Origin of the sequence: Priestia sp. 40, from assembly GCF_049368575.1 — a bacterium.
Classification (GTDB): Bacteria; Bacillota; Bacilli; order Bacillales; family Bacillaceae_H; genus Priestia; species Priestia zanthoxyli.
Map to the genome: position 1 here is coordinate 1 of NZ_JBMPZA010000008.1, position 22,098 is coordinate 22,098.

At 38.7% G+C, this 22,098-nt stretch carries 22 protein-coding genes and 1 pseudogene; 3 read left to right on the forward strand and 20 right to left on the reverse strand.

The features are described 5' to 3' along the window. Positions 1-454 (forward strand): PucR family transcriptional regulator (locus ACO1DI_RS11700; protein ID WP_423145267.1); only part of this gene is annotated, 454 nt, incomplete at its 5' end. A gap of 17 nt (positions 455-471) precedes the next feature. Here ACO1DI_RS11700 and ACO1DI_RS11705 read toward each other — a convergent pair. Genes ACO1DI_RS11705 through ACO1DI_RS11720 form a run of 4 tightly spaced genes read right to left on the reverse strand, consistent with a single transcriptional unit; the run spans position 472 to position 3,210 of the window. Beyond that, complete coding sequence (locus ACO1DI_RS11705) at positions 472-942, reverse strand: pyridoxamine 5'-phosphate oxidase family protein (RefSeq protein WP_028413105.1); 471 nt, start codon at positions 940-942, stop codon at positions 472-474. A gap of 18 nt (positions 943-960) precedes the next feature. Further along, entirely contained in the window at positions 961-1,188 is a 228-nt protein-coding gene (locus ACO1DI_RS11710) for a non-oxidative hydroxyarylic acid decarboxylases subunit D (RefSeq protein WP_014459818.1), read from the reverse strand. Positions 1,189-1,204: 16 nt separating this feature from the next. Next, entirely contained in the window at positions 1,205-2,626 is a 1,422-nt protein-coding gene (locus ACO1DI_RS11715; protein WP_014459817.1) for a non-oxidative hydroxyarylic acid decarboxylases subunit C, read from the reverse strand. A 2-nt stretch (positions 2,627-2,628) separates the two neighbouring features. Beyond that, complete coding sequence (locus ACO1DI_RS11720; RefSeq protein ID WP_014459816.1) at positions 2,629-3,210, reverse strand: non-oxidative hydroxyarylic acid decarboxylases subunit B; 582 nt, start codon at positions 3,208-3,210, stop codon at positions 2,629-2,631. A gap of 113 nt (positions 3,211-3,323) precedes the next feature. Between ACO1DI_RS11720 and ACO1DI_RS11725 the strand changes: the two genes are divergently transcribed. Continuing rightward, on the forward strand, positions 3,324-4,193 hold the full coding sequence (locus ACO1DI_RS11725; protein WP_014459815.1) for a LysR family transcriptional regulator: 870 nt from the start codon (positions 3,324-3,326) through the stop codon (positions 4,191-4,193). A 72-nt stretch (positions 4,194-4,265) separates the two neighbouring features. Here the strand turns inward: ACO1DI_RS11725 and ACO1DI_RS11730 are convergent, their stop codons facing one another. The 4 genes from ACO1DI_RS11730 to ACO1DI_RS11745 all read right to left on the reverse strand — a co-directional run bounded on the left by ACO1DI_RS11730 (position 4,266) and on the right by ACO1DI_RS11745 (position 7,439). Then, positions 4,266-5,222 carry an AEC family transporter gene (locus tag ACO1DI_RS11730; protein ID WP_028408284.1) on the reverse strand — a complete coding sequence of 319 codons (957 nt, stop codon included), beginning with the start codon at positions 5,220-5,222 and terminating at the stop codon, positions 4,266-4,268. 707 nt (positions 5,223-5,929) lie between these two features. Beyond that, positions 5,930-6,334 carry a YkvA family protein gene (locus tag ACO1DI_RS11735; protein ID WP_063247858.1) on the reverse strand — a complete coding sequence of 135 codons (405 nt, stop codon included), beginning with the start codon at positions 6,332-6,334 and terminating at the stop codon, positions 5,930-5,932. A 99-nt stretch (positions 6,335-6,433) separates the two neighbouring features. Continuing rightward, positions 6,434-6,715, reverse strand: a complete 282-nt coding sequence (locus ACO1DI_RS11740; protein ID WP_014459812.1) for a hypothetical protein — start codon at positions 6,713-6,715, stop codon at positions 6,434-6,436. Between the two features lie 88 nt (positions 6,716-6,803). Next, complete coding sequence (locus ACO1DI_RS11745; protein ID WP_042992090.1) at positions 6,804-7,439, reverse strand: DUF1796 family putative cysteine peptidase; 636 nt, start codon at positions 7,437-7,439, stop codon at positions 6,804-6,806. 234 nt (positions 7,440-7,673) lie between these two features. Here ACO1DI_RS11745 and ACO1DI_RS11750 point away from each other — a divergent pair, with 234 nt between their 5' ends. Beyond that, complete coding sequence (locus tag ACO1DI_RS11750; protein WP_042992089.1) at positions 7,674-8,678, forward strand: LLM class flavin-dependent oxidoreductase; 1,005 nt, start codon at positions 7,674-7,676, stop codon at positions 8,676-8,678. 27 nt (positions 8,679-8,705) lie between these two features. Here the strand turns inward: ACO1DI_RS11750 and ACO1DI_RS11755 are convergent, their stop codons facing one another. The 12 genes and pseudogenes from ACO1DI_RS11755 to ACO1DI_RS11810 all read right to left on the reverse strand — a co-directional run bounded on the left by ACO1DI_RS11755 (position 8,706) and on the right by ACO1DI_RS11810 (position 21,977). Further along, positions 8,706-10,025, reverse strand: coding sequence for a (Fe-S)-binding protein (locus tag ACO1DI_RS11755; RefSeq protein WP_014459809.1), 1,320 nt, complete (start codon positions 10,023-10,025; stop codon positions 8,706-8,708). Continuing rightward, complete coding sequence (glcD, locus tag ACO1DI_RS11760) at positions 10,022-11,434, reverse strand: glycolate oxidase subunit GlcD (protein WP_014459808.1); 1,413 nt, start codon at positions 11,432-11,434, stop codon at positions 10,022-10,024. Before glcD ends, ACO1DI_RS11755 begins: the two co-directional genes overlap by 4 nt. A gap of 131 nt (positions 11,435-11,565) precedes the next feature. Beyond that, entirely contained in the window at positions 11,566-12,669 is a 1,104-nt protein-coding gene (locus ACO1DI_RS11765; protein ID WP_243557509.1) for a CdaR family transcriptional regulator, read from the reverse strand. A gap of 79 nt (positions 12,670-12,748) precedes the next feature. Continuing rightward, positions 12,749-13,321, reverse strand: a complete 573-nt coding sequence (locus tag ACO1DI_RS11770; protein ID WP_013057347.1) for a DJ-1/PfpI family protein — start codon at positions 13,319-13,321, stop codon at positions 12,749-12,751. 118 nt (positions 13,322-13,439) lie between these two features. Further along, on the reverse strand, positions 13,440-13,766 hold the full coding sequence (locus tag ACO1DI_RS11775) for an IDEAL domain-containing protein (protein WP_013057348.1): 327 nt from the start codon (positions 13,764-13,766) through the stop codon (positions 13,440-13,442). A gap of 226 nt (positions 13,767-13,992) precedes the next feature. Next, on the reverse strand, positions 13,993-15,426 hold the full coding sequence (locus ACO1DI_RS11780) for a GntP family permease (protein WP_014459806.1): 1,434 nt from the start codon (positions 15,424-15,426) through the stop codon (positions 13,993-13,995). Between the two features lie 34 nt (positions 15,427-15,460). Further along, on the reverse strand, positions 15,461-16,651 hold the full coding sequence (locus ACO1DI_RS11785) for an iron-containing alcohol dehydrogenase (protein ID WP_035335513.1): 1,191 nt from the start codon (positions 16,649-16,651) through the stop codon (positions 15,461-15,463). Positions 16,652-16,897: 246 nt separating this feature from the next. After that, the gene (locus ACO1DI_RS11790; RefSeq protein WP_423145268.1) at positions 16,898-18,046 is read right to left on the reverse strand and encodes an ABC transporter permease; all 1,149 of its coding nucleotides are present in this window, start codon (positions 18,044-18,046) and stop codon (positions 16,898-16,900) included. A gap of 1 nt (position 18,047) precedes the next feature. Next, positions 18,048-19,153 (reverse strand): annotated as a pseudogene (locus ACO1DI_RS11795) (ABC transporter permease). Between the two features lie 19 nt (positions 19,154-19,172). After that, on the reverse strand, positions 19,173-20,111 hold the full coding sequence (locus tag ACO1DI_RS11800) for an ABC transporter ATP-binding protein (RefSeq protein ID WP_029322178.1): 939 nt from the start codon (positions 20,109-20,111) through the stop codon (positions 19,173-19,175). Between the two features lie 101 nt (positions 20,112-20,212). Next, complete coding sequence (locus ACO1DI_RS11805) at positions 20,213-21,334, reverse strand: sensor histidine kinase (RefSeq protein WP_116740482.1); 1,122 nt, start codon at positions 21,332-21,334, stop codon at positions 20,213-20,215. Positions 21,335-21,338: 4 nt separating this feature from the next. Further along, positions 21,339-21,977 (reverse strand): response regulator, encoded by a 639-nt coding sequence (locus tag ACO1DI_RS11810; RefSeq protein ID WP_042992506.1) that lies wholly within the window; start codon positions 21,975-21,977, stop codon positions 21,339-21,341. Positions 21,978-22,098 lie beyond the last annotated feature (121 nt).

The window sequence follows — 22,098 nt, forward strand, 5'->3', positions numbered from 1 at the left end:
GTTATGTACATATTTACTCGTTCGGTTTGCAGCCGCCGATATTAACCCTACCTACGAAGCTGAGGGACTGCGTTTTCGCATTTATCGTGAAACGCTTTCGCATTTTCGTGCGCCGCTTCAGCAGCAAGATGGATGCATATTGTATGAGGAAATAGGAATTAACCGATTATTTATTAATCAATCGAAAGAAGAGGTAAAAACCTTTATTGATGAAGTATTCCTCCCTCTTAAAAACAATCATTTGAATGATGAACCTTTAGAACAAACGTTAGAAGCCTACTTCGATAATAATCGCTCTGCTTCACTTACAGCTAAGCAGCTTCATATTCACGTTAATACACTTTATCAGCGCTTAAAGAAAATCGAAGACAAAATGAACATATCATTTACAAATAGTGAGCACCTATTAAAAGTCCAGCTAGCGTGCTATTTGAAAAAATTTCACTACAGCTAAAAAACCGATTCTTATTTTTAAGAATCGGTTTTTTCAGTAGAAAGAACAGCTGCAATTGATTGCTTCCAGCGGCTTAGTACCTGTTTGGAATCATGAAGCTGAAATTGAATTCCTGATGTTAGAACGGCATATTTTGCATAATCTTCTTTAACAGCGGCTACTTCTCCTGTAAATAACTCATAGCCTGATAACACAGGAGCTTCTTTTTTCAGCCAAAATTTAATGTAATAAGCTTTCCCTTCAACAACTAATGTAACGGTTGCCTTATGATTCTGTATCATGTTTTTTGCAGACGTTGTACCTTTCCATACTAACAGCTTGACGCGTGAAGAGCTAATAGCTACCAGCTCTCCTGCGCTAATCATTGCTACATGAGGAAAACCCTCGGATGTCACTGTAGATAGCAACATCGCATCACGCTGTTTTCTTTCTAAGTCTTTTCCATTTAAAAATACGCGCACGGCTTTTGGCAGCTCTGCTTTATTCATTTTACTTACCGCCTTTGCTTAGTAAGATCGGGGTGGCACAGGAGGCACGTGCGTTGCCAGCGGTACGTCTTTTGGATTGACTTTAAATGGTCGAGGGTATTTTTCAGGATTGGTGATGGTCTCAGGTTCAGAAGAACGCCAGGTAAACAAACACACGTCGCATAAATAAATTTCCCAGGCTCCTTCAACTGGTGATTTAGATACTACGTTTGCTTGTTTGGTTTCACATCTTGGACAAGTATGCATGTCGATTCCTCCTTGTTTATTTTTGCATCATATTCGTTAAGATTTTTTCCCATTTTTCAGTTTCAAGTGGTGTATCTAAAGGCTGCGAATAGTGGCCTCTTGTTTCCGGTGCAACTGGTGTTGTAGCATCCAAAATCATTTTATCTGTAATACCAGCCGGCTCAGATCCTGGATCAAGTGGAAGAACTGAAAGATTAGGCACTGTTATAACATCATGTTTTGGGTGCATTTTTGTCGATAGCGCCCACATGACTTGCGGTAAATTAAACGGATCCACATCTTCGTCTACTAAAATAACTAGCTTGCAATATCCTAATCCATGCGGCGTAGTCAATGCCCTCATACCAACCGCCTTAGCAAATCCTCCGTATCGGCTTTTCGTTGAAATAATAGCAACGAGACCGTGAGTATACATCGCATTCACAGCTTCAATCTCTTCAGGATATGCTTCTTTTAGCTGCTGATATAAAGGAACGCTTGTATTGATTCCAATTAAATAATCTGTTTCTGTCCAAGGCATACCGATATATAAACTTTCAAAAATAGGCTCTTTACGATGATATACGCGATTGATTTTGATAACAGGCATGCTTCTGCCACCGGAGTAATGACCTGTAAATTCGCCAAAAGGACCTTCATATTCACGTTCACCGGCTAAAATTTCTCCCTCTAAAATCACTTCTGCTCCCCAAGGTACATCTAAATCAGAAAGCTGAGACTTCACAATTCTGTACGGCTCACCTTGAATAGCTCCTGCCATTTCATACTCTGATTGATCGTAATGAAGCGGCGTAGCAGCTGCTGTGACAATCGCAGGTTCACATCCTAAAGCAATTGATACAGGGAGGTTTTCACCTTTTTCTTCGGCTTGTTTCAAGTGAATGGCAATATCATGCTGTGGCACAGGTTGAATGCCTAGACGGTCTTTCCCTTTGACCTGCATACGATATATACCTACGTTTTGTTTGCCAAAGTTCTCCTTATCATGCTGATCACGAGAAATGACGCACGCTTTATCTAGATAGTAGCCTCCGTCTCCTTGATTCAAGCGGAACAACGGCAAAAGGTCGAATAAGTTAATATCATCTGTGATTTCACACTCATGAAATGGCGCTGTTTCTTCTCTTTTTACTTTGACAGGAAATTTTTCATATCTCCGAGCAAACTCAAAGAACTGTTCTTTTACAGGAGTTGATTTCGGCAGTCCCATCATTAACGCGTGATTTGCCCAGGAACCCATTACGTTTAGGGCTACCTTTGCGCTGTTGTACCCATAAATATTGGTAAATAATAACCCTGGCGTTTGGTCTCCTAAATTACTGATGGCTTGACCTGCTGAACCTAAATCTGGATCAGGCTGTACTTCATCTGTAATCTTCAGCAGCTGCCCTTCTTTATGTAGCGTATTAAGGAAATCTCTAAAGTCTTTATAAGCCATGTTTATTTTCCTCCTTGTGATAAATGTTTAATTCCATTCCATCTTTTTGCCTCAGGAAGCTCAATCCCTAATTGATCTAACGTTCGAACAGCAATATGCGTGACGATATCCTCAATCGTCTCAGGTTTGTTATAAAATGCCGGCATAGGAGGCACAAGGATAGCGCCCATTTTTGAAAGATCCAGCATGTTTTCTAAATGAATTGTATTCAAAGGCGTTTCGCGAGGAAGTAGCACCAGCGGCTTTCTTTCTTTTAACATTACATCTGCCGTTCTCGCTATTAAGTTGTCTGCTAGTCCCATTCGAATAGATGCTAATGTTTTCATACTGCAAGGACTAACAATCATTCCATCTATACGAAAAGAACCGCTCGAAATCTTTGCTGCTTGGTCTTGATATGAATAGCAATAATCTGCTAACGCTTCTACTTGCTGAACGCTATAAGGTGTTTCCAGCTTAATTGTGGCATGAGCCCAAGGCGACATAACTAAATGCGTTTCAACAGAAGTCTTCTTCAAAAGCTCTAAAATTCGAATACCTAGAATAGCTCCCGTGGCTCCTGTGATTCCTACAGCTATTTTCATTTCTTTTCCTCCTCTCTGCTTTGGTTACACATTTAACTTTACACTCATTTTCCATACAATTAAAATATTGATAAAGTATATAATAATACCTTTAAAGTATGGAGTTGAATACAGTGGAATTAAGACAGCTGCATTATTTTATCGTCATAGCTGAAGAATTAAATGTAACTAAAGCAGCAAAGCGCCTGCATATGGCTCAGCCTCCTTTAAGCAGACAGCTAAAACAGCTCGAAAATGAGCTGGGCCTTTTGCTTTTTGAACGAAACAATAATAAGCGCTTATTGTTAACGGCAGAGGGAAAGCTTTTTTTAAAACGAGCGAAAGAAATTGTGCAAAGGGTCGAAAAATCAGTATTAGAAGTACAGGAATGTAAAAACGTAACAAATGAAAAGCTTGAAGTCGGATGTACAATCTACTGTGCATCTACGGTTCTAGATAAGCTAACTCTTATCCAAAAACAGTATCCAAACAGCACTTTTAATATCTATGAAAACGAACCAGCTCATTTAAATGAATTATTAACAGAAGGGAAAATTGATGTAGCGGTCACCACTACAGACTTACCTTATCAACAGGTAAAAACAAAAACACTTGCACCAGATGTTTTTGTTGTAGCCGTTCCTAAAGAAAGTGATCATGCAGAAGAAAAAATTTCAGTCGCTGAAATTGCTTCTCTCCCTCTTATTCTTCTTCGTTCAAACCGGGAAATAAGCATATATAATCGCATTGTGAAGGAATTTGAAAAGATAGGTGTAATACCCAACATTTTATGCGAATGCCATGATTCAGCGATGCTTCTTAATTTAGTATGTCGTGGCCTTGGTGCTGCCATTGTTCCTTATTCAATGCTTTCCTCTTTTTCGCTAGAACATATTAAAATTCTAAGTATAGAAGATAATCCATTTGTAATAGAACCTTTAGTTACGTGGCGTACGGATAGTTACCTTCCCAAAATCGCCCAAGAATTTTTAAAGCTTTTTTAAATATAAATGCATAAAAAAAGACTTTGCTAAAATAGCAAAGTCTTTTTTTATGTTCTATATTTATATATGTGACTACATTAACCAAGAAATTAACAGTGGTAATGTAACAAGTGACATAATGGCACTAAGTACGAATGCTGAAGCTGTTTCACCAGCTAAGCTGTCAAAGCGAACTGAAATCATCGCTGCTACAGCTGAACCCGGGAACGCTACTAATAATACTAATTTTACGATGTCAGCTGATGATAGGCCCATTGCTGTTGCAATTCCTAACATTACAAGCGGCTGAATAGCAACTTTTAAAATCGCAATACCAAATGCCGCTGGGCTAAATTGAATTTTACGGATACCAATTGTTACCCCAACTGCGAATAGTGCCGCACCAGATGTAATTGAACCAATTTGATCTAAACTGCTTGAAAGTAAATCTGGAGACTGGAACCCACATAATACTAATACTACTGCGATTAACGGAACACAAGCTAATGGTTCAGAAAGACCGTGTAAGATTGATTTAATCGTTACTTTAAATAAGCTTTCTTCTGAATCCCCTTCACTTCTTTCGCGCTGTCCAACCGTACCAATAATAGTTGCTAAAGGATCGAGCATCGCGTTTACTACAATACCCGTAATAGCGATTGGAATTGCTACTACATCCGCGCCAAACAAGCTACCTAATACGGGAATACCCATAAACGCAAACGTTGGCTGCGTAGAGTTTAAAGAGAACATAGACGCGCCTGTTAGTGAGTATTTAAATACATATTTTGCAACAAGTAAGAAAAGAACATAAAATCCAATAATACCAAGAACTAATGCTAGTAAAAAAGGCCATTTTTCAATAAGCGTTTGTTTTGATGTTGTTGTAATACCAACGAATAGATGTGCAGGTAACGCAAATTTTGTTACAAGCGTATTTAACCCTTTAGATGTTGTTGCATCAAACTTTTTAAAATACCCTGCTAAATAACCTAGCAAAATAACAAAAAAGATTGGGGTTAAAATAATAAAGATTTGACTAATTTCCATTTTTGAACACTCCATTGTTTAGATTAGAATCAATCATATAAATTTGCTTTCTTAGAAAGATAATTATCTTCTAAGGCTTGTTTATGGATATTGTTTACGTCAGGCCATTCATCTCCCCTTTTGCTAAACATCTCTACAAATATGAAGTAACGTATAATGGTTCATGAAAACGCATGGACTTTGTTTTTCTGCAATCATTTATTTACTTCGAAACTGTTCATTTAGTTAACATCAAATCACAAAAAACTTGTCATACAATACAGTAACTATACAACCTTAGTAAAAACTTGTCATACAATCATGTTGTTGGCTTACTTAGGCTGAAAAAAAACACCTTCAAATGAAAGATGCTTAATCTTGTGACGAAAGAAAGCTACTTCTGATTGATGAGGAAGAATCTCTAAGAGTTTGAAACTCTCAGTTAAAAAGTTCCATAATTTCACAAAGTTTTTACAAACAACCTTACTTATTTGTATATTGCTTTCTGTGACGAATTTATGAACATGTTTTAACTTAACATTTGTAGGGCAATTATTCAATTACATTGCTTAAAATTTTAATGAAAAAAATATTTTAATCCTGTTTTTTTTACATAAAACGGATTAAAATAGTCATAAAGACCTATATATTATCGGTTAAAAAGAAGATGATTCATCTATCACCTTCTTTTGCTCACTTTATTTAATAATGACATTTCGATCGTAACGTTACTTTATTTTAGCATCAATAATGGAAAAATTGTGTTCTTCTGAAAACCACGTTTTAATTTTTTCTTTTGCCTTAAGTTTAACACCTTCATCAATGTACATGGCAACTTGAATCAATGCAAGCCCTAGAGCTCCTAAATCATCTGTAAACCCAATTCCTGCTGCAAAGTCCGGAATTAAATCTAAAGGAAGAATAAAATAACCCAATGCTCCTATAATAACTGCTTTTGCTTTTGGCGGAATATCAGGCTTTTGCAGCGTGTAGTATAAAAGCAATACGGCATAAACAACGTTTGCCCCTGCTTTTTTACCAAACTTTTTAAGCTTGTCCCAAAATTTTTCTTCCGAATAATATTTGGCTGTTTCCTCTGTACGAACGGGTACAATTTCTTGTTTCTCTTCCATATCGATCACCCTTTCATCACCATATGTACTTATTATAAACGATTATCTTTACCCGATTCCATCGAGAGATGAAACTCCATAAACCTGCACAAAGCAGGCTTATGAATTTTTTAACGAATAATGCTTCATAACGATGTTAACCAAGTCATTCAGCGCTGTTTCACTTTTAGAATGATTTTCAAACTGCTGAATGAGATCCATATGTTCAAGCAGCACTTCGTAATTACCCGTCATCTTTCTAAGAACTTCATATGCGGAACTGTTCAAATCCACTTGTATTTTCAAATCCTCCAGCTGTACTAAATACTCGTTCCAGCGCTGGTCTTGTTCTAGTAGCAGCCATACAATTTCTTTTATCGCCTTCCGCACATTGGACTCCATCTTTTCATCTCCTTTGATAAACAGATATAACAAAGTCTATGAAAAAAACGAGCTTTTTCATTCCCGTATTGAGCAAAAAGAGTTCCTTTTATTTTATAACAAGTCCGCTTAAAAGCTCTTCCCATACTTTGTCGTCGCGCAGCACATCCATTGAAAAAATAGGTGCATGTAAGACACATGTATAAGGCAAGTCCCAGTTAGCTTCGGACAAAAGTTCTTTTTCACTGTTTGTCAGCAGCAGTATATAGAAATCGCTTTTGACCATTCCCTTTAAAGTATGCTCTAATTCTTTCGCTTCTTCATACGTTCCACCCATACGAATAAACAATATACAAGAACTGGTCTCCATCGACGTTAAAAATCGCTCCGTTCTCCGCTCATACTTTTCTTTGACTTCATTATACGAAAGCCAGTTATTTTCTGTATTAATAGACGACGGAAAATCATGAGCAGAATCAATTTGATACACCTTATCACGCAGCCTAAGCGTAGAACCATCTCCGAAAGAACTGATATAGGTTAAGTGTTCATACAAAAATAAGTCTTTACAGCGATTTTTCAACAGCTGGTTAACATGAGAAAGAGAAATGCTAATACACCAATCAATCACGCCGGCTTGTTTTCGCAAAGAATATTTTTTCATGTATATCCCTGGAAAACAGTTATAGCCTAAGCTATATATCATATCGTACTGCTTGCTTTTTAGTTCATTTAAAGTAACCATGTTCATCCTCCCTTCTACTATAAAATATGACAGCTTTTTATAGAAAGAGGCGGCTTCTGCCTTATACCGTACAAGCTTTTTGCTTCTTGGAATCTTGTGTAACTAAAGAACAATAACGTAAAGGAAAATAACCGAAGCAAAATATTTTGGAACTCGAAAGATTATTGTTAAAATACTTGTATTCCATTGAAATAACAAGGCCTATGAAGTCTTTAAAGAAAGAAGATGAAATTGATGAGTAAAGCATTAAAAGATATTCCGATTTCCGTATTAGATCTTTCTCCTGTAGTTGAAGGAGGAACTGTATCTGACTCGCTTAGAAATACATTAGATTTAGCTCAGCACGCTGAAAAATGGGGATATAACCGCTACTGGCTAGCTGAGCATCATAATATGACAGGTATCGCAAGCTCCGCTACATCTGTTGTAATTGGTCATGTAGCTGCAGGCACGTCACGTATTCGCGTAGGCTCTGGAGGTATTATGCTTCCTAACCATTCTCCGCTTGTTATTGCTGAACATTTTGGCACGCTTGAATCACTATTTCCAGGACGTATTGATTTAGGCTTAGGAAGAGCGCCAGGGACAGATCAGCTGACAGCGCATGCCCTGCGACGCGACCGCAGAAGCGACGGCAGTGACTTCCCAGAACAGCTAGCTGAACTGCAAGAATACTTTAAACCGGCTTCAGAAAGTCAGATGCGCGTTAAAGCTGTTCCCGGTCAAGGTTTAAACATTCCGATTTGGCTGCTTGGCTCAAGCGGTTTTAGCGCACAGCTTTCTGCACAGCTAGGCTTGCCATTTTCATTTGCGAGTCACTTCTCACCTAATAATACAATGACAGCTCTTAACATGTATCGCCGTTATTTTAAGCCGTCCGACGTGTTAGAGAAACCATATGCAATGTTAGGTGTAAACGTAATCGCTGCTGATACAGATAGAGAAGCTGAACGCTTGGCTACTTCTATGCAGCAGCAGTTTCTAAATTTAATTCGAAACACACCAGGTAAACTAAAAGCTCCTGTGGATAATATGGATGAACTATGGACTGACTTTGAAAAAGCTTCTCTTCAACAGCAGCTGGGCTCTTCTATTGTCGGAAGCCCTGAGACGATTAAAGTCAAGCTGGAACAGTTTATTGAAGAAACAGAAGCAGATGAACTGATGATTAACGCTCAAATTTACGATCACAAAGCTCGCCTTCGTTCGTACGAAATTGTTTCTCAGCTGTTCAAATAATAAAAAGGCCGGACGTGTCCGGCCTTTTTATTTGCTTTCTACTGCTTCAAGAAGTAAATCTGCAAGATGAACGGCCCTTACACTTTCTTCTACTCCTTCTCTGACTACGCCTAGCTTCATTTGAATGAGACAGCCCGGGTTTGCTGTTACAATCGTATGTGCATGGGCTTCTTTCACTTTTTCCATTTTATAATCTAAAATTTGCATAGACATCTCTTGTTCCGTTAAGTTATAAATACCGGCTGAGCCGCAGCAATGATCCGCATTTTCCATTTCATTAAACACCGTGCCGTTAATCGCTTGGATCAGTTTTCTCGGTGCGCTGGACGTTTTCATCACGTTTCTTAAATGACACGAGTCTTGATACGTAATAACTTGACTTGAAAGCGATAACTTTTGTTTTTCCACAAACTGCTGCTGCAATAAAATCTCTGAAAAATCTTTGACTTTGGCAGAAAAAGCCGCCGCTCTTTCTTTCCATTCCGGCTCATCTTTTAATAAATGATCGTATTCTACCAACAGCGCACCGCAGCCTCCTGCATTAAGAACAATGTCATCCGCTTGAATGGATTCAAACGCCATAATATTTTGCTTCGCTAACTTCTTTGCCTGATCTTTTTCTCCTCCGTGCGCATGCAGTGCGCCGCAGCACGTCTGCACCTCTGGTATAACGACCTTACACCCCGCTTTTTGTAAAAGTGCAATCGTCGCGTTGTTTGTCTCCATAAACATCGTATCCATTAAACACCCTGTAAAAAAAGCAACCGTACGCTCTCTTGTTCCTTCTGCTTCAAATAAAAAAGGACGTTTCTTCATTTCTTTTTTTGTTGGCACAGGCGGAAGCGTTTTTTCCATTTGTGCTAAATTACCGGGCAGAACGTTTAGTATGTTTGTTTTTTGAACAGCTTTTTGCAAGCCGCTTCTTTGATAGAAAGCAAGCAGAGAATGTACATTTTTTAATCGTTCTTTATGGGGAAAAAGCTGTTCAAACACCATATGCCTGAGCGCTTTTACCGGCCATTTATGTCGTTTTTTCTGCTGAATAATATCACGCGCTTCTTCTAATAAGTGTCCGTACTTCACACCCGAAGGACAAACAGGCTCACACGCTCGGCAGCCAAGGCAAAGATTCAATTGCTTTTCAACAGATTCATCAGGTTCAATAAGTCCGTCTACCACTCCTTTCATCAAAGCAATTCTTCCGCGCGGTGACGCTGCTTCATATTGATTCGTTTGTCCATACGTCGGACAGCTCGGCAAACAAAAACCGCATCTCATACAATTCATTAACTCGTCATAATCTAACCGTTCTTTGAACGCTTGCTGAATGTCTTTTGTTGCCGTCATGAACGAACCACCACTCTTTTTCTCGTGTCTTTAGCAAAAATTTTCCCTGGATTCATAATTCCTTGCGGATCCAAAGCATACTTAATTGCTTTCATCGCTGCTACTCCTTCTCCGCCCATCTTCAACGCCAAATACGGTGCTTTCATTTCTCCAACTCCGTGTTCCCCTGTAATCGTTCCTCCGAGCTCAATGGCTTTATGAAAAATTGCTTCAAAAGCTTGTTCGACCCGGTGAAGCTCTTCTTCGTCACGCGCATCTGTTAAACAAGTCGGATGCAGGTTTCCGTCTCCCGCATGACCAAACGTACAGATCTTAACGTTATATGTTACAGCAATTTCATTAATTGCTTTGACCATTTCACTAATTTTAGACCGTGGAACGGTTGCGTCTTCTAAAATGGTCGTTGGCTTCATCCGTGCTAAAGCAGAAAGGGCTGACCTTCTGGCTGTACTTAACGCTTCTGCTTCTGCTTGCGAAGCCGCTACTTTTACCGATACAGCGTTTCCTTCGCTGCAGATGCGTGAAATCATTTCAATATCGCGCTTCACCACTTCTGGCGGGCCATCTTGTTCAATCAATAAGACAGCGTTTACATCAGTTGGAAGCCCAACTTGCGCAAAATCTTCTACTACTTCACACGTCGGCTGGTCTAAAAATTCAAGCGTAGCCGGAATAATCTTATTGGCGATAATTGCTGAAACCGTCTTAGCAGCTGCGTCCATGTCTTCAAACAGTGCAAGCAGAGTTTGTTTTGTTTCAGGTATTGGAATGAGCTTTAAAATCGCTTCTGTCACGACGCCCAGCGTTCCTTCAGAACCAACAAACAAGTTCGTTAAATCGTAGCCAGCTACATCTTTAGCTAACTTGCCGCCCGTCTTTATGCAGTCGCCGTTTGCAAGAACTACTTCAAGACCAAGAACATAATCTTTTGTCACGCCATATTTTAAGCCTCGTAATCCTCCTGAACATTCATTGATGTTTCCTCCAATAGTTGATATTTTCATGGAGCTTGGATCAGGAGGATAAAATAAACCTTTTGCCTCTACAGCGTTAATTAAATCTAACGTAATAACACCCGGCTGAACGGTAACCGTTAAATTTTCTTCATCAACTTCTAAAATTTTATTCATCCGGTTAAAGGTAAGAACAATTCCTCCTTGCGTGGGACACGTTCCTGCGCTTAAATTTGTACCTGAACCTCTTGGAACAATGGGCACGTGATCTTCGTTGCATATCGTTAAAATTCTTTTCACTTGTTCTTTGTTTTCAGGCATAATAACCGCATCAGGAAGCGACTGAAAGTTAGGTGTTGCGTCATAGGAATACACGAGTCTTGCTTCACTACTATCTTGAAAATTGGCTGATCCTACAACTTCAATGAGCTTTGCTTTTGTTCGTTCATTAAGCATAACGTTCCTCCTTATATGTATCTCTTACTCTTATTATAGTTACAGAAGCAACGAGGGACTATAGATAAAGAACTAAAAAAAAGCGCTTTAAAAACTCTTTTTTTGTATGTTTATCCAACGAAGGACGCACTTCACTCTAGTAAAGATAGCGCAAGGTAAAAAAGCGTAATACCTTTTACGCTTTTAGGATCAATATCTGTGAGCTCTTTTATTTGCTTCAAGCGGTAATGAAGCGTATTAATATGAATATGTAAATCAACTGCCGTTTTTTTTAATGATTGATCATTGGCCAAATAGCACTTCAGCGTTTCAAGCAGCTCTTTTTCTTTTAAGAGAGTGGAAAGCACTCGACTCAAGAATTCCTTTTTTACAGGTTTAGAAACGTCTTCTAAAATCATGTCCATCAGCAGCTCCTCATAAAAAACAACGGTTTGACGTTTTGAAGCCACTTTAAGCGCTTTTTTCGCTTCTTCATATGAAGCATGCAAATTAAATTGCTCCGCTGACTTTCCTACACCAATAGTGACCATAACTTGGTTGTTTGCTTGAATGTACTGCTGACATTTTTTTAATTCTTCTTTAAATCCATGCCTTGCCTTTTCACCTACCGCCTCTTTCAGTAAAAGCAAACGATCATATCCCCAGTTTGCGATATAATCTCCGTCAGCTTTATGACTTTCAAACCAGTAGCGAATTGTTTCTTGTACCTGCTGCTGCTTATTTTTCGAAAGAGATGAATCAATTTGAAACAGCGTGCAGCAATAAGCACTGTCTGCTTGTACTCCTAAAATATGGCCTCGTTCAATAAATTCTGCATCTACCTGCTGGCTATAAATCCATTCACGAAAAAAAGCTTCCACTCCTTTATTTTCCCATTCCTTTGTTTCTATGTAATATGCCTCACGAATAATTAACTCTGTTAATCTTCGAATAATATCTGCAAAAGGCTCAACGGCTTCTGGAGTACCTGTAATGCCAATAACCCCAATAATCTCTCCTTGATAACTGATAGGCAAGTTAATACCAGGCTTAACTCCTTTTAAATCCGCTGCTTCTTTTTTGGATATATATAATTTTTGCTTTCTTTGCATCACGTTCCACGCGCCTTCGTGAAAAAAACCAACCCGTTTTTCTTCTGTTGACGCAATAATAATTCCACTTGGATCTGTTACAATTACATGTTCTTTCATCACAAGCTGCACTTCTTTTATAATTTTCTTCGAAAGTTCAGACATAAGCTGCACGTTGTTTACACCTCACCTATCATCATGTAAAAGAGCTGAAAGAATTCTTTTCTCTCAGCCCGCTTTTTTATTATGCGTTCACTTTTTCAGCTTTTTTTAGCACGTTAAAAAATTCTTTCATAAATTTAGGTAAATCTGGCCAAGCTTGTCCCGTTACTAAGTTTCTGTCTACATGAAGCGTCTGTTCAACAAATACTGCACCCGCCGCTTCTACTTCCGGACGGCAAGCAGGATACGCTGTCACTTCTCTGTCTTGCAGATACTCTCTAACCGTCGTTAACACGAGCTGACCATGACAAATAACGCCTAAAGGTTTGTTTTCTTTTAAAAAATGAGCGGCAATTTCCTGAACTTTTGTGTTCATTCGAATATATTCAGGCGCTCGTCCTCCAGGAATAATAAGTCCGTCAAAATCAGCGGGATCCACTTCATCTACAGAAGCGTGAGAATCAATTTTATATCCCGTTTTTTCTGTGAATGTTTCCATTTCTGGAAGAAAATCATGAACAACCGTTTGGAGCTTCTTTTTCACTGGAGAAGCAATGGTACACTGAATATCTTCTTCTAAACAGCGATAATACGGATAAAAAACTTCTAAAGCCTCCACGGCATCTCCTGTTAAAATCAAGACACGTTTACTCATCTTTTATCACCTTTTCTTTTAATGTCGTCATTTACTTCTTCTCGCAAGCTGCTTTCCATTCCTGCTTTTCCCCTAGGAATAATAAAAAAAGCAGGGCCTTCATTCCTTATCAGGAATTTCAGCCTTGCTTTTTATCTTGTAATCTTTTTAATTCAGCTGTTAATTCAATAAACCAAGCTTCGTCTTTCGTTAGCAGCGCGAGATCAATTAATGAAAGAATTTGCTCTTCGTGCGCCGTTTTTTGAAGGGGCAGCTTTTCTATTTTTTCATCCATCATGCCAATGGTTGTGCCGACCATTTTTTCATCATCACTTTTCACAACGTTGATTAGTGCTGCTTTTTTAGATGGATTAATCGTTTTAATATATCCGTATATAAGTTCACCGTCGCGAGACTTTCCTTTGACCCAGTCGCCTACTTTTAAATTTCCTTCAAATAGCTTCACAGTCATTCTCCTTTCTTCATAAACATGCTAAGAATTAATGTAACGGCATATAGTACTGCAGAAAGTAGTGTAATCATAATACTTACAGTTTAGAAAGTCAAAGAATCTGTTTTAGAGCAAAAATCTTGATATACAACTAAATCACTGCAACAATAAAAAGATCCGAACAATTCATCGTTCGGATCTTTCTTCAACGAAACTACTTTTTTCTCAACCTCTTTACTGGTTATACGAGTCCAGTTAAGCTGTAGATTCCAATAATTAAGAAACATGCAAGCGTTTTTATAATAGTGATGGCAAAAATATCTCGGTAAGACTGCTTGTGGGTTAACCCGGTAATAGCAAGCAGTGTAATAACGGCTCCGTTATGAGGAAGCGTATCCATACCGCCTGATGCCATCGCTACAACTCTATGCATAACTTCAGGAGGAATGTTGTACTGATTAATAGCTTCTACATACTTATCTCCCATCGCACTAAGCGCAATTCCCATACCTCCAGAAGCAGAGCCTGTAATACCCGCTAAAATGTTTGTCGTAACGGCTCCATTGACAAGCGGATTTGTAAATGTATGTGAAATACCGTCACGAACGGCTGCAAACCCAGGAAGAGATGAAATAACGCCTCCAAAGCCATACTCAGCTCCCGTGTTCATCGCAGCAAGAAGCGCTCCGCCAATACTTGCATTAAGACCTGCTTGGAAACCGGTGGTCACTCGCTTCCAATCATACGCAATCGTTGTGATAATTCCAATAACAAGTGCCAATTCCACTGACCAAATACCAACAACCGCGGTTAAATCTACTTTTCCGAACGCTTCAAGGCCAATTTTGGCAAAATCAAAACCCTCTGGATACCATTTTGGAATAGAAACAGTAAAAAATTTGTTTGCAACCCCTACAAGCACAAGAGGAACAAATGCTAAAATCTGTCTTGCTACGCTAGGTTCATACTTAGGTTCTGTAGAAGGCACTGACTCTTTTTCTAGTTCTGCAGCAGCCGCTAGTTCATTATTAAATCCGTAGTAGCCTTCTCCAGCTTTTCTTGCTTTTTTGCTTCGACTTTCCAAATACCAAAGACCTAAGCTAAAGACAATAACCGATCCGATAATCCCCAGTGTCGGAGCAGCATAGATGTCTGTTTTAAAAAAAGTCGTTGGAATAACGTTTTGAATCTGCGGTGTACCCGGAAGTGCATCCATGGTAAACGAAATAGCTCCTAATGCAATCGTTCCCGGTACTAATCGTTTTGGAATATTCGCTTCGCGGAATAAGTTAGCTGCAAACGGATAAACTGCAAACGCAACAACGAATAAACTTACGCCGCTGTAGGTTAAGATTGCTCCCATTAAAACAATCGCCAAGATCGCACGTTTAGCCCCTACGACTTTAACAATTGTTTTCGCAATCGACTCAGCGACTCCAGACATTTCAACCATCTTCCCGAAAACCGCTCCTAATAGAAAGACAGGGAAGTAGTTTTTAATAAACCCAACCATTTTCTCCATAAAAACGTTTGAGAAAAACGGGAGTGCATAGCTTGGTTCCGTTAAAATAACGGCTAGCAGCGCACAAAGTGGAGCAAACAAAATAACTGAAAATCCGCGGTAAGCAACCAGCATCAAAAGCCCCAGAGACAGCAAAATAATCAGCAAATCCATAACGTTTCCCCTTTCATCCCTTATTCAATTTGTCTTATTTTTTATAAAGTGCAGACTCAAACTCATATTCATAGCACGTGTAATAAAGCTGAATAACTTCTTCTGCCGTCGGTACGATCGGATGATTAGCAGGACTTCCGCTTTGAATCGCATCCGCTGCCATTTTCTCAACCGCCGCGTAAAACAGCTGTCGATCAATGCCCCACGATTGAAGATTAGGAATCTCTAAGTCAATACAAAGCTGCTTAATGGCTTCAATTAACACATCTGCTCCTTCTTTTTTTGTATATGATACGTTCGGAAAAAGAGCTTGTCCTATTTCACCTAAACGATCGATTGAAGCCTCTTTTGTATAGTCCAAAACCGCAGGCAGGAGCATCGCATTAGAAATACCGTGCGGCACATGGAATAACGCGCCAATTGGCCTTGACATACCGTGCACTAGCGCAACGGATGAGTTTGAAAACGCCATCCCTGCCAGCATAGAAGCATAGGCCATTTCGTTCCTTGCTTGAACATTTTCTCCATTTCTGTACACAAGACGGATATTTTTCATGATTAACTCAATTGCTTGAAGCGCAAGGGAATCTGTAAAAGGATGTGCTTTTTTAGACAAATACGCTTCCACTGCATGACTGAGTGCATCAATTCCTGTAGCTGCCGTTACGTGTTTTGGACATGATAGAGTTAATAACGGATCAACAATGGCTGTATCAGGCAATAATTGAGGCCTTGCGAGCATCATTTTTACATCGTACGCCGTGTCTGTAATAACTGTCGCTTTCGTCACTTCTGAGCCGGTTCCGGCAGTCGTAGGCACCGCAATCAAAGGAAGAGGGCTACCTTGAAAATCTTGTTGATTTTGAAAATACGTTCGTAAATGCCCTTCATTAGTCATCATCACGGCAACCGCTTTCCCAGTATCGATACAGCTGCCTCCCCCTAAAGCAATAACCACATCGCACTGCTCCGTTTTGCATACGGCAAGCGCTTCATCTAGATGAATATCCGTTGGCTCTGAATTTACGCCTGTATACACGGCACAGTCCATGCCAGCTTCTGCTAAGTAACGACGGCAAGCTTCTACATTGCCTGCTTTCGCCATAACGTCATCACTTATAAGCAATGCCTTTGTCCCAAGCAGTGCAGCCTGTTCTCCAATTTTAGAAAATGATCCTTCTCCATATAAAACCGTGCGTGGTACAAGTAATTCATAAATTGCCACTGTTTTTTCCCCCTTTGTTATCTCGCTGACAATCTCTCCTTCCGTCTTTTCATGCTGACTTATGTAAGCGATTTCATTTATTTGTGCAAAAAACCAACATGAACTTCGTTTTTCTCCCCTATTTATTCTCTTTTTGTATACCCCTTTCCTCTTTCATTCTAAAATTTCATCTTATATTTTTCAATCTTTTTTTGTAACTTTTTAAAAATTACAAAAAAAGCCAGAGGTATTCTCTGACTTTACCATTTAAATAAACTTTTGAACAGTATTATTTCGATTTAATTTATAAATCGATAGCAGGAAAAAAACAAGTGCAAAAGCTAGTAAAATGCTGATATTTAACCATAGGCTGCTTAAATCAGCTCCTTGTTGAACACTTTTTAACGTACTTAATACCCACGTTTGAGGAAGAAAGTCGGCTATTTTCTGCATCACATCCGGCATAAATTCAGGCGGGAAAAAGCAGCCGGACAGTAAACAAGTTGGCGTGATGATAAGCGTCTGAAGACCATTCGCTGATTTTGAACTTTCTGTAAAAGCGATAATTACAAGAGACAAGCCGATGGCTACTAGACCAAACAAAACTAAAATGAAAAACAGCTGCCACACGGGAATGTTCATATCTACGTGAAAAAGAGTTGTAATACAAACAAGTGTAATCATTACTTGCAAAGTTAATAAAATCATATTTGTAATAACATTAGATATCACGTATTGCCTTGCGCTAACTGGCGAAGCTAGCAGTCTAAAATACGTGCGCTGCTCTTTTTCTTTTGTGATAAGAGCCGATAGATTTACGGCAGAAAAAAGCATAAACATAATTAAATACCCAATTGTCTGCTTGACAATATTTTGATCGGTTCCTTTGTCTTCAAGGGCGTGCGTAGAGACGTGGAATGGCGCTTTTTGATAATTCTCATACATTTGTTTAAACGCAGCATTGTTGCCTTCAGCAGCTTGATTCAGTGCAGAAATATTATCAATATATTGATACAAATAAGACTTAATAAAGCTCGTTACTTCTGCTCCTTTTATTGAAGTGATTGTAATATGATCTGGTTTGTTCGCTTTGACGCTGTCAGAAAACCCTTTTTCAAAAGTAATAACCGCATCAACTTTCTTTGACGTAATCTCATGATCCACTTCTTTGTCCGTAAGCATTTTAACATTTGTTTTATGCAGTCCTTTTAAAAACTGAACGGTGTCTTTTGTGATATCCGTTGAGTCGTGATTGACAACTCCGATATTCACCGAAGTCCCTCCTGCATTTCCATAAATAAGAACGGACATCAAAATACCTGCAATAGGCAAACCAATAACAAGCACAAGCGTCCTTTTGTTTCTAAGCAGCATATTTCTCAGCATATTTGTGACAAGCCACATGATATTTTTCATGTTATAACCCCTCTCTTTTTCTCAAAAGCACAATGGCTGTGCCCAAGAATAAAATAGAGAAGCCTACATTCAACCCAATAACTGAAAGAGAAGCGCCGATATCATTTGTATAAATCAATTTAATAAGTCCATTATTCATCCAGGTTAAAGGTGATACATTGACGAAGCCCTCTCCAGATCCATTTTGAAAATAGGTTCCTCCTACAATACACGACACTTGAATAACAACCATAATAATTGCTCTTGACGCCGCTTCTGTCTTCGTAAGGTAGCTAACTCCTAGTCCAAAGCTAATAGCAAAAAGAATTTGAGATACTAACATTACGAGTACTAAGAGTAAATGATCTCCCCAATTCGCATCAAAAAGTATTTAGTCGACATAATGACGACTAATACACAAATAGTGTGAACCAAAACAGTACCTAAAATTTTCCCGACAAAAATTTCAGCGGTTTTAATCGGAGCGGCTACTAATCGATTGGCCGTATTTCGCATACGCTCTCCTCTAATTAAATAACTCGCTGAGATAGATCCGTACAAAACAATCATGGTTGTCATTGAAATAGCGTAGTAGTCTATTGAATTGGGCTGTTTTTGAGAATGAAGGGATGTTTCTTGAATATAGTCATGCTTAGAGGCACGCAGCAGATTCTCCACTTGCTGAGGATTTACTTTTGCCACTTCCATAGCCACGTTATACTTATCCGTAAACGTGCTTAACATACCTTGCACCATGTTAAATTCAATGCTGTTTTCTTCATTTCCGTAGAGATCAATGCCTCCGTCTTTCACTTCTACATAAGCTGTATAACGCTGCTCTTTTACTTCTTTTTTTCCATCCTGATCTTTTTTCAACGCTTTAAAGTGAATGCCGGATTTTTCTGCGTTTGCAGCAAACTGCTTAAATGCGGCAGATTGTTCATTGCTCGTGTCGATTTTATAGAGAACATAGCTATCGTCTATCGTCATGTCGTTATTAAAAGCTTGAGACAAAGCTGTTCCTAAAATAAGGACAAGAGCTAGCGGAAAGAGAATCATAAAAATAAATGCACGCTTATCTCGCAGATCACTTTTCATTTCTTTCAAAGCAATTGCAATAATATTCATTCGTTATTCCTCCTTTCTTTTATAGATCTCTTAAACTGCGCCCTGTCAGCGTGAGAAAGACTGTCTCTAAATTAGGGGCTTGTTCTTTAACTGCTTTAATTTCGATATGATGCGTCATTAAATAATGAATGACTTTGTTCAAGTTATTCACTTCGGCGCTTGAATTAATTTTAATGATTCCATCTTCATACGTAACGGCTGTTACGCCTGGAATTTCTTTTAGACCGCTGCAATCTATGTCGTCCGCTGCTTTTACTTCAATCCAAATATCTTTTGTATCAGTGATAATCGCTTTCAGCTGCTCTTTTGTTCCTTCAGCAATAATCTTGCCATGATCAATAATCGCAATCTTTGTACATACCTCTTCTACTTCTTCCATATAGTGACTCGTATAAATGATTGTGCTTCCCATTTCATTTAGCTTTTTTACAGATGTTAAAATATAATTTCGCGACTGAGGATCAATGCCCACCGTCGGTTCATCCATTATAATAAGCTTTGGGCGATGAGCAATTGCGCATGCGATATTTAGCCTTCTTTTCATTCCTCCTGAAAAACTTTTCGGATACGCCTTTTGTTTATCCAAAAGCCCTACAAATGCTAAAGCTTCTTCGACTCGTTCGTTAAGCAGTGAGCCTCTTAATCCGTAAAGTCCTGCAAAAAACTTCACATTTTCATAGGCTGTCAAATCTTCATAAATCGCTAAGTCTTGCGGAACAATCCCGATGTTCATCTTTGCAAAATTTCGGTGCTTCTTTATATTTTTCCCCAGCACTTCAATATCGCCGCTGTTACTTTGAAGCAGACTAGCAACCATATGAATCGTTGTGCTTTTTCCTGCTCCGTTTGTTCCTAAAAAGCCAAATATATCTCCTTCTTCTACTTGCAAAGATAAATTATCTACTGCAATAAAATCTCCAAATTTTTTTGTTAGTTTTTGAATTGATAATACGTTCATCATTTCACCTCTAGTGTGTTGGTATATCTTTATTTTATGAAAAAAAGGCAAACTTACGTCAGTGCATAAGTTCACCTTTTTCCCATGAGAAATCTCATTATTTATGTATGAAGTTTCTCACCTATCGGCAGTAGTGTGGTAACAGAAAATCCGTTTGCCCCGTCAACAATCACCGTCCCGTTAATGGAAGCAGCTCGTTCTTCCATTCCTGCTATGCCAAGGCCTTTTTGAAACAAGTGAGCGCCTTTTCCATTGTCTTTGACTTCTACTTTAACCATTTTATTTAGTACGTGAAGCTCAATAGAAATCATCGTTGCTTCTGCATATTTTAAAGCGTTTGTAATAGCTTCTGTTATATTTTCATGGATAATTTTCCACTGAAGAGGCGTGATAAGATCTAAATTACCTTTGTATACAAGAGGCATTGCGATACTATGCTTAGCCTCAAACTCACCAATAAATAATTTAAGTCGGCTGATTCCTATTTGCTCAGCAGGAGGCTTTATACTTTTTAACGTTAGCCTAATTTCTTCAATACCTTCTTTGGAAATCGTAATCGCATTTTGAAGAAGAGACAGCGCTTTTTCCTCGTCTTGCTTCATTACGTGCTTTGCTGCCTCCATTTGAATAAGCGCTCCTGTCATTGAATGACCAATCTTATCGTGAATTTCCTGTGATAATCGATTTCGCTCTTCTAATTTTGAAGCATATTGAGACTGTCTTACATACTCTTTATTTTCATTGACATGCTTTTGCAGTTTTTGCATACTTACTCTCATTTCATCGAGCTTTTGCTCATAATTAATCGTTCGTTTTTGATAGAGAGCTGCTCCTGTATAAATAAAGAAAGTAAACGCAGCGACTAACGCATACAGTGCGCTAATGTCAGAGGGAACAAGCAGCACTGGAAGCAACACAAGCAGCAGCACCACCCATTTTTTTGCGACTGATTCTCCAATAAGTTCACAAAGATTTAGCGGCAAAAGAAGAAAAAACAAAGGATGAAGTTTATACGCACAATATAGAATAAGGACTATTGAAAAAGTAATAAACATGCGCTTGAACGCGCTCTTTTTCACAATGGACGCTGCAATATTAACACAGCTGTAAAGAAGCAGTGCCAACACAATAGCTGAAATCGAGTGTACATAATTAAACTGAATGTACGTAATAGCCAAAAATAGCATGAGGATGAGCTTAGTCATCATTAATCCAACTTCCATAGCTCTACTTCCCTTTACCGGTTAAATAGTAAATAGCAATTTGAGTACGATGCTCAAGTCCCGTTTTACTTAAAATCGAACTAATATAGTTTGCTACGGTACCTTCTGAAATAAAAAGTGTTTTAGAAATTTCTTTATTTGAAAGCCCCTTGGCAATCAGCTTCATAATGCTTGTTTCACGCTCTGTAAACTGTGTCATATCCGCTTTTGACTCGCGCTCAGTTGCAGCGTTTAAACTTGATTTAATTTTATCAAGCACAACATCTTGCAGCACCGTATGTCCGTTGAACACACTTTTGATTGCGTCTCGAATGCGCTCTGGTTCTGTATTTTTTAACAAGTAGCCTTTAGCTCCGTTTTTTACGGCATCAATAATATATTCATCGTCATCAAACGTAGTTAAAATAAGCGGCTTTGCTTTCGTTGACTCTGAAATAAGCTTTGTAGCCTCTACACCGTCCATAACAGGCATCCTTACATCTAACAACGCAATATCGACGGAATGATTCTTGCAATATTGAACAGCTTCCTGACCATCTTTTAAAGTAGCGACAACGTCGAATTCCTCGTATGTATTTAATATAATTTTCATTCCTTCTCGAATAAACGAATTATCATCTGCAATAATAATAGTAATTTTCATTTCTTTAAGTGAGAACATCTCACTTTTTTTCACATCCTTTTTTCACACCCATCCGGATGCTTCTCATTTATTGTATCCATAATAAACCAAAAGTTCAATGTGATAGTTCGCAGTCTTTCTA